General features: G+C 73.9%; 3 protein-coding genes. All 3 read left to right on the top strand.

The features are described 5' to 3' along the window. The first annotated feature begins 222 nt into the window (after positions 1-222). The 3 genes from AB0D94_RS30105 (at position 223) to AB0D94_RS30095 (ending at position 7,551) form a co-directional block, all read left to right on the top strand. Entirely contained in the window at positions 223-1,344 is a 1,122-nt protein-coding gene (locus AB0D94_RS30105) for a hypothetical protein (RefSeq protein ID WP_362058071.1), read from the top strand. Positions 1,345-1,459: 115 nt separating this feature from the next. Then, positions 1,460-6,679 (top strand): caspase family protein, encoded by a 5,220-nt coding sequence (locus tag AB0D94_RS30100; RefSeq protein ID WP_362058068.1) that lies wholly within the window; start codon positions 1,460-1,462, stop codon positions 6,677-6,679. Continuing rightward, the gene (locus tag AB0D94_RS30095) at positions 6,676-7,551 is read left to right on the top strand and encodes a hypothetical protein (RefSeq protein ID WP_362058065.1); all 876 of its coding nucleotides are present in this window, start codon (positions 6,676-6,678) and stop codon (positions 7,549-7,551) included. The genes AB0D94_RS30100 and AB0D94_RS30095 overlap by 4 nt, the downstream gene beginning before the upstream one ends. Positions 7,552-7,742 lie beyond the last annotated feature (191 nt).

The raw sequence follows: 7,742 nt of genomic DNA, 5'->3' as shown, positions 1-7,742 counted from the left end.
CGTACCCCTTTGGGGGGTGTGGTCCGGGCCACTTTCAGCCCCCGAATCGAAGGCGACGGGCGCGTCGAAGGCAGCTTTCCTCGTCGCCCGGCGCAATGCCTTCAGCAGCGTGGCGCCGCAGGGCACCCTGCCCCACCGCGAGCTGGACGCGGGGCATAAGGTCCTGGTCAGCCAGGAGGGGAGGACCTTCCCTGAGCGATGTCCAGGGGAAGGGAACGGCCGGTGGTTCGGGTCAGAGGGGTTGCCGTCGGGGTGGCCGTGGTCGTGATGGTGGCCTGGGTCGCAGGGTGCGACGGCGGGGGCGGGAAGGGCGGGCCGTCCGGAGCGGCGGCGAAGCCCGCGGCCGAGGCGCCGCAGCCGCTGGTGATCACGCAAGCAGAGGCCGAGAAGGTCTTCAGCCGGTACGAGTGGGAACGCCGCAGCTCCATGGGCTGGAAGGAATCCGAGGGCATCGCCAAGGTGGTGACCGGTCCGCTGATGGCGGAGCGGAAGGCGGACGCCGCCCTGCGCGCGATACAGGGGGATCTCCACGGTGCTGTGGCCGGGCTGGTGAATCCGGCGTTCGCCATTCCCGCGGAGCGGGACCAGCCGTCGTACCCGAGGTCGTTCGCCGTGTTCAGCAAGGCGAACGGGCGGGAGGACGGGCCGGCCACGGCGGTGCACTACTTCGTGCAGGAGGCGCCCGGCGGGGAGTGGAAGGCGGCGGTGGAGACGTGGGTGGCCACGGCGGCGTCGGTGCCGCTGGAGGCCGGGGACGTTTCGCCGTTCGCGGGGCTGGCGGTACAGCTGAGGAAGACGCCGGTGGCGGCAGTCAGCCGTGATGCGGCGGGGGCGGCCGTGCTGTCGCCGACCGCGGAGGCGGACCGGGGCGCGTGCGGTCGTTTCGCGGACTACCTGAGCTTCACGACCACGGACGCGGAGCCGCAGAGCGCGGAGTTCGCGCAGGGCCCCCTCACGGCCGGGGCGATCGGGGAGCTGAAGGCGAAGGCGGAGCACCCGGGGCTCAAGGGGCTGGTCAGGTACACGTACAAACACGAGGTGACCGGTCCGCAGCTGCCCGTGCTGAAGCTGGACAACGGCACCTCGCTGGTCGCCTGCCCGCTCCTGCGCTCCGAACACGTGGAGGGCAAGGCCGGGACGGTGTCGTTCACGTTCGACGAGGATTCCGGCCACAGCACGCTGCTGGACGCCAAGGGCAAGAGGTGGCGCAGCTCGGACGCGAAGCTGAGCCTGACGGCAGTGATCGAGGTCCCGGCCGCCGGTGGCCCCGGCCAGGCCGAGGTGGCGGCCTGCAACTGTCGCCGTCCGCAGCTGTTGGAAGCCACGGGCAAGATCGCCGACTGAGCCGCCGGCCTGCCCGTCCCCGCGCCGGTCGGCGGATGCCGCTGCGCGAGCCCGGGGGGCTCGCTATCGTCGGAGGGCATCAGCGTTGACGGTGGCGAGCGGCGGGGGCGGCTGCGTGGGGCGACGGTTCTTCATCGGCATGGGCAGCGGCAGGTACTGCCACCTCCCCCCGGACGAGCAGCTCGGCTCCGTGCCCTCGGACATCCGCACGATGTCGGCCCTCTTCGGGTCCTTCGGATACGCGCCGGTCCTCTCCGGACTGGGCGAGTACGACGGCGCCGAACAGCTCCGCCAGAAGCTGCGCCACTGGTCGGCCGACACCGCGCTCACCGGTGACGACGTCGTGGTCGTCTACTTCGCCGGCCACGGCGCCGTCGAGGACCGCGACCGGCACTACCTGCTGTGCTGGGACTCGCGGGACACCGACCTCGCCGCCACGGCCCTGGCCACCGAGGACCTCGTCCGCATCCTCTGCAAGGGCGGCCTGCGCCACCTCCTGCTGATCCTCGACACCTGCGCCGCGGGCGCGGGCAGCGCGGACGCCTCCGCCGTCACGCTGCAGACCATCGTGTACCGGGGCGCGGCGGTCGATGCCTCTGCGGGGCTCTGGTTCCTGGCATCGGCACGGCGCAAGGACGTGGCCGACGACGGCGCCTTCGCCACGGCGCTGGGCGAGGCGATCGGTACCACGACCGAACGCACCGGGCAGCGCCAGCAGTACCTCGACCTCACCGAGCTCGTGAAGGCCGTCAACGAACGCTTCGAAGCGGACGGCCGCGGCCAGCGGGCGGAACTGGCCAGCGGCCTGGTCACCGGGCTCGCGCCGTTCCTGGCGAACTCCGGCTACCGCGAGGAGTTACCCCCGCTCGGCACCGACCTGGAGGTCCAGCGCCGCGTGGTCGCCCGCGACCTCACCGAGCACTTCGGCCCCCGCTCGCGCGGCGTGGAGTTCGAGTCGGAGCAAGGCCTGTACTTCAGCGGCCGGGTGACGGCGTTGTCGGAGCTGGTCGGCTGGCTGACGGCTGCCGACGGCGACGGACGGGGCCGGGTCGTCACCGGCAGCCCGGGATGCGGCAAGTCCGCGGTCCTCGGCCGGATCGTAGCCCTCTCCGACCCCGCCTACCGGGCCCGCCTGGACCTCACCGGAGGCGATCCCCGCACGGTGGTCCCCGAGGGCTGCGTCACCGCCGCCGTCCACGCGCGCCACAAGCGCCTGGAGGAGATCGTCGACCGGATCGCCGCCGCCCTCGGCACCGAGGCCGACGGGGCGGCCGCCCTGCTGCAGGAACTGACCCGGCGCGGCCGCCAGGGGCCACCGCTGATCATCGTCGTCGACGCCGTGGACGAGGCGGGATCCGACACCGCCGCGGACGCCGGGGGCCACGGCGAGCCCCGCCGCATCACCCGCGAGCTGCTGCGCCCCATGTCCGAGATCCAGGGAGTCCGCCTCCTCGTCGGCACCCGCCATGAGCTCGTGACTCCGCTCGGCCCCACCTTCGTCTGCCTGGACCTGGACCGCGACGAGTACCGGGCCGGGTACGAGGACGTCACCGGCTACGTGGCCCGGGTCCTGCTCGCCGCCGAGGAGGCCGACGTACGCACCCCCTACCGCGACCGGCCCGACCTGGCACGGGCGGTCGCGCGCGGGGTCGCCGACAAGGCCGCCGGGGTCTACCTGTACGCCCGCACCACGGCCCGTACGCTGCGCTCCGACGAGGCGGCCGTGGACATCTCGAAGCCCGGCTGGGCCGATGCCCTGCCCAGCGAGGTCGGCGAAGCCTTCGACGACTACCTGGCCCGCTTCGGCCCGGACGAGCCGAGGGTGCGGCGGATGCTGCTGGCCCTCGCCTTCTCGGAGGGCAAGGGGCTGCCGCGCGGCCGGGTGTGGACCGCGCTGAGCTCGGTGATCTCCGGAGTCCCCTGCGCGGAACAGGACGTCAGCTGGCTGCTCGACGTCGCCGAGGCCTACATCGCCGAGGTCGTGGACGACGACCGGCGCTCGGTGTACCGGCTCTACCACAAGGCCCTGGCCGAGCACCTGCGCGCCACCGCGGACCGGCCGCCCGCCGAGATCCAGCAATCCGTGGTCGAGGCGCTGCGGTCACTGGTCCCCGGGGCGGCCGAGGGGCATCCGGACTGGTTCGCCGCGGTGGCCTACGTACGCCAGCACCTCGCCACGCACGCCGCGGAAGCGGGCCGGCTCGCCGAACTGATCGAGGACCCCGGATTCCTGCTGGCCGGCGAACCCCTCTCGCTGCTGCGGGCGTTCGCCGCCATCGAGGGTGAGGAAGCCCGCCGGATCCGGGGCGCCTACGAGCAGGTCGCCCACCGGCTCACCGCCGAGCGGCCGCTCGGTGAACGCGCGGCCGACCTCCAGCTGTCGGCCCGGCGCTGCGGGGCGCAGCGGCTCGCCGACCGGGTGGAGGAGCTGGCCGTCATCCGGCCCTGGTCGGCGCGCTGGGCCTGGTGGTCCGCGAGCGGCGTGCACCGGCTGCTGGCGGGGCACACCCGTACGGTGTCGTGCGTGGCGGTGGGCCTGCTCGACGGGCGGCCCATCGCGGTGACCGGCAGCGTGGACCGTACCGCCCTGGTCTGGGACCTCCAGGCGCAGCGGCAGATCGGGGACCCGCTGCCGGTGGGGATCGGGGTGAACGCCCTGGCCATCGGTGAAGTCGGCGACTACACGGTGGCGTTGACGGGAGGCGACGACGGCACCGTCCGGATCTGGGACCTCTCCGCCGGCCAGGAGTACGGTGCGCCGCTCAAGGGGCACTCCAACCGCGTCGAGTCCATCGTGGTCGGCGCGGTGCGCGGACATCCGGTGGTGCTGACCGCGAGCGCGGACGGGACGGCCCGCATCTGGGACCTGGACGCACGCCGCCAGCTCGGGGGCAACCTCAGCGCCCACCGGCGCTCCGTCCGGGCGGCGGACCTGGGCGAACTCGACGGGCGTCCCATCGCCGTCACGGGCGGCGAGGACAAGGCCGTTTACGTGTGGGACCTCTCCGACGTCCTGGACGGCGGCGACGCCCGGCTCGACGGCAGCCCGCTGATCGGGCCCGCGATGGGCGTCACGGCGGTGTGCGCCGCGGAGTCGGACGGCCGCGCCATGGTCCTGGTCGGCGACGAGGCCGGCATGCTCAGCCGCTGGGACCTGGCCGAGCGCCGTCAGATCGGCGAACCCGTCATGGCTCATGTCCACGTCACCCGCAGCGGTGTGTTCTCCGCCGCGGTCGGCGTGTTCGCGGGCAGCCCGGTGGCGCTGACCAGCGGCAGCCGCAGCGCCCGGCTCTGGGACCTGCGGACGCTGCGACCGCTCGCCCACCAACTGCGGGGCCACGTCGAGGACATCACGGCGGCGGCGCTGGCGAACCACGGGGAGGCGGCCCTCGCCGTCACGGTGGGCGAGGACCGTACGGCCCGGATCTGGGACCTGACGGCGGACCAGCCGCTGGAGGGCCACACGCAGCCGGTCCGTGCGATGGCCTTCTGCGCAGGCCTCGGACGCCCGGTGGTCGTCACCGGGAGCGAGGACGGCACCGCCAGGGTCTGGGACCTGCGCACACGGGAGCAGGCCGGCGCCTCGATGGGAGGCCACACGGGACAGGTGTCGGCGGTGGCCTGCGCGGTGGTCGAGGCCCGGCTGCGCGTGGCCACCGGAGGCTCCGACACCACGGTCCGCCTGTGGGATCCGCTGCGGGAGCCCGCCGGGGGAGTGGTTCTGGAGGGGCACACCAACGCGGTGCGGTGCCTGGCCTTCGGCGAGCTGGACGGCAGACCCGTCGTGGTCAGCGGCAGCGAGGACGGCACGGCCAGGATCTGGGACGCCGTCTCCGGCTCGCCCGTCGGCTCCCCGCTGACCGGCCATGTGGGCGGCGTCCGGCATCTGGCCGTGCGCCGCGCGGGCCGGGGGATGGAGATCGTCCTCGCCACCGCCCTGGGCCGCGCCTACCTCTGGCACCTGACCTCGTACGGCACAGGGCTGTCCGCCCGCAGGTCGGCCCACTTCGAGGTCATGGACCTGACGCTGTCCGCACGGATCGTGGGCGTCGCCTTCCACCGCACGCGCGCCGTCGTCCTCGCTTCGCTCGCGGGGAACAACGTGCAGGTCCACGACGTGGTCGACGGGAGGCAGGTCGCGGGACCGTTCCTCGGCCACACCAGTGTCGTGCTGGCCGGCGCCCTCGGCCGGACCGGCGACGAGACCGTGCTCGCCACGATCGGCCTCGACAACGCCGTGCGGACATGGAAGGCGGAGACGGGAGAGCCCCTCGGGCCGCCCCTGGAGGTGTTCTGTTCGAGGGGACCCGTCAGCGCCGACACACCCCCGGTGTTCGGGCACGCCGGCGGGGTGCCCGTCGTCGTCACCGCCGGCTCGCTGGACGTGCGGATCTGGGACCTCGCCACCCTGCGGCCGATCGGAGAGCCGCTCTGCGGGGCGGAACAGACCCTCCTGTCCGCCGACATCGTCCCCGGCGGGGACGGCCGCGACCTCGTCGTCACCGGAGGACGCGACGGCGTCGTCCGCGTGCACGACCTGGCCGACGGCCGCCAGGTCGCCCCGCAGCTCACCTTCGAGGACCTGGCCGTCAGCCATGTCACCACGGCCCGTCTCGGCGAGGACACCGTGGTGGTGCGCAGCAGCTGGATGCACACCGATGTGTGGAGCCTGGAGCCGCGCCGCCGCCTGACGAAGCGGACCGGAACCGCGTGGCGGGCTGCCACCGATGTGCTCGACGGCCGGCAGATCGTGGTCTCGGTCTCCCGGGACTACACGCTGCACGCGTGGGACCTGCGCACCCAGTCGCCGCACGGCGCTCCCATGACCGGTCACACGGCCCCCGTGACCGCCCTGCGGTCGGGTCTGCGCGGCGGCGTGCGTACCGTCGCCAGCTCCTCCTACGACGGCACCGTCCGCCTCTGGGACCTGAAGACGGGGCGTCCGCTCGCCGAGCCGCTCGGGGGACACGAACTCGGTGCCACCGGCCTCGAACTGGCCCGCGTCGACGGCGAGGACATCGTCGTCACCGGGGCTGGCGACGGCAGCCTGCGCGTCCACACCTGCGACGGCGGGTGGCGCCTGCGCGCCGAGCTGCCGCGGTTCTCGTCCGGGGTCAGCGCCATCCGCGTCCTGGACGTACAAGGCGTACCCGCCCTGATCGCCGCCGATCAGCACGGTCTGATGCGCGTGTGGGACATGAACAGCGCCATCTGGAAGACCGAGATCCACATCGGCAGCGGGATCAACGGCTTCGCCGTGGATCCGGCCGGCCGGATCTGCGTCGCCACAGACATGGGCGTGGTCGCCCTGAGCCTGACGGAGGTCTGCCCGTGACCCGCATCGTTCTCGTCCACGGCATCGCCCAGGAGGTCCTGGGCCCCGAGACCCTGCTCTCCGAGTGGTACCCGGCGCTCAGCGACGGCCTGACGCTCTCCGGACACCCGGGCGTTCCGCGCGAGGAGGTCTCGATGGCCTTCTACGGGGACCTCTTCCGCCACCGCGGCCACCGCGGCCTCGGTACGCCCGAGCTGGACGCCGCCGATGTCGAGGACGGCATCGAGCGGGACCTCCTGCTCCGGTGGTGGGAGCAGGCCGCCCGGCTGGAGCCGGCGGTGTCCGGGCCCGGCGACCGGACCCGGCTGCGGACCCCGCTCCTCGTGCAGCGGGCCCTGGACGCGCTCAGCCACTCCGCCTTCTTCGCCGGACTCAGCGAGCGCCTCATGATCGGCGCGGCCCGGCAGGTGAGGCGGTACTTCACGGAGCCCGCCCTGCGCGAGCGGATCCAGGAGCGGCTCGCCGCGGCCGTCACGGACCGGACCGAGGTCATCGTCGCGCACTCGCTCGGCTCGGTCGTGGCCTACGAGGCGCTGTGCGCGCGGCCCCAGTGGCCCGGCGTGTCGCTGGTGACCCTCGGGTCGCCGCTCGGGGTGCGCAACCTGGTCTTCGACCGGCTCAGGCCGCAGCCCGCGCAGGGACGGGGCAGCTGGCCCGCACCCGTACGGCAGTGGGTCAACGTCGCCGACCGGGGTGACGTCGTAGCACTGGCCAAGGAACTCGGGCCGCGCTTCGGCGAGCGGGTGCGCGACCTCCCGATCCACAACGGGGCCCGGGCACACGACGTACGGCCCTACCTGACGGCGGCCCCGACCGGGCGGGCGATCGGCGACGGCCTGGCCCGCCGGGACCCGGGCGGCGGCACGCCCTGACGGGGTGCGGCGTCGCCGGGACCGGCCCGGCCGGAGGGGGATCGCAGGGGCGCTTCACCCCAACGGCGCAGCCCGGTCCCCACGGAAACGTCAAGGCCCCGCCTGCCGGCACGGTCCGCGGAAGTGCGGCGTCCACGCGCCGCCGGCCCGCTTCGGATGCGGATCAGTCGCAGGCAGATGATCCTGGCAGT

This window comes from Streptomyces sp. NPDC048255 (assembly GCF_040652415.1).
In the GTDB taxonomy this organism is placed as follows: Bacteria; Actinomycetota; Actinomycetes; order Streptomycetales; family Streptomycetaceae; genus Streptomyces.
The sequence above is the reverse complement of the archived record's forward strand: the minus strand, read 5'-3'. Positions and strand labels throughout refer to the sequence as shown.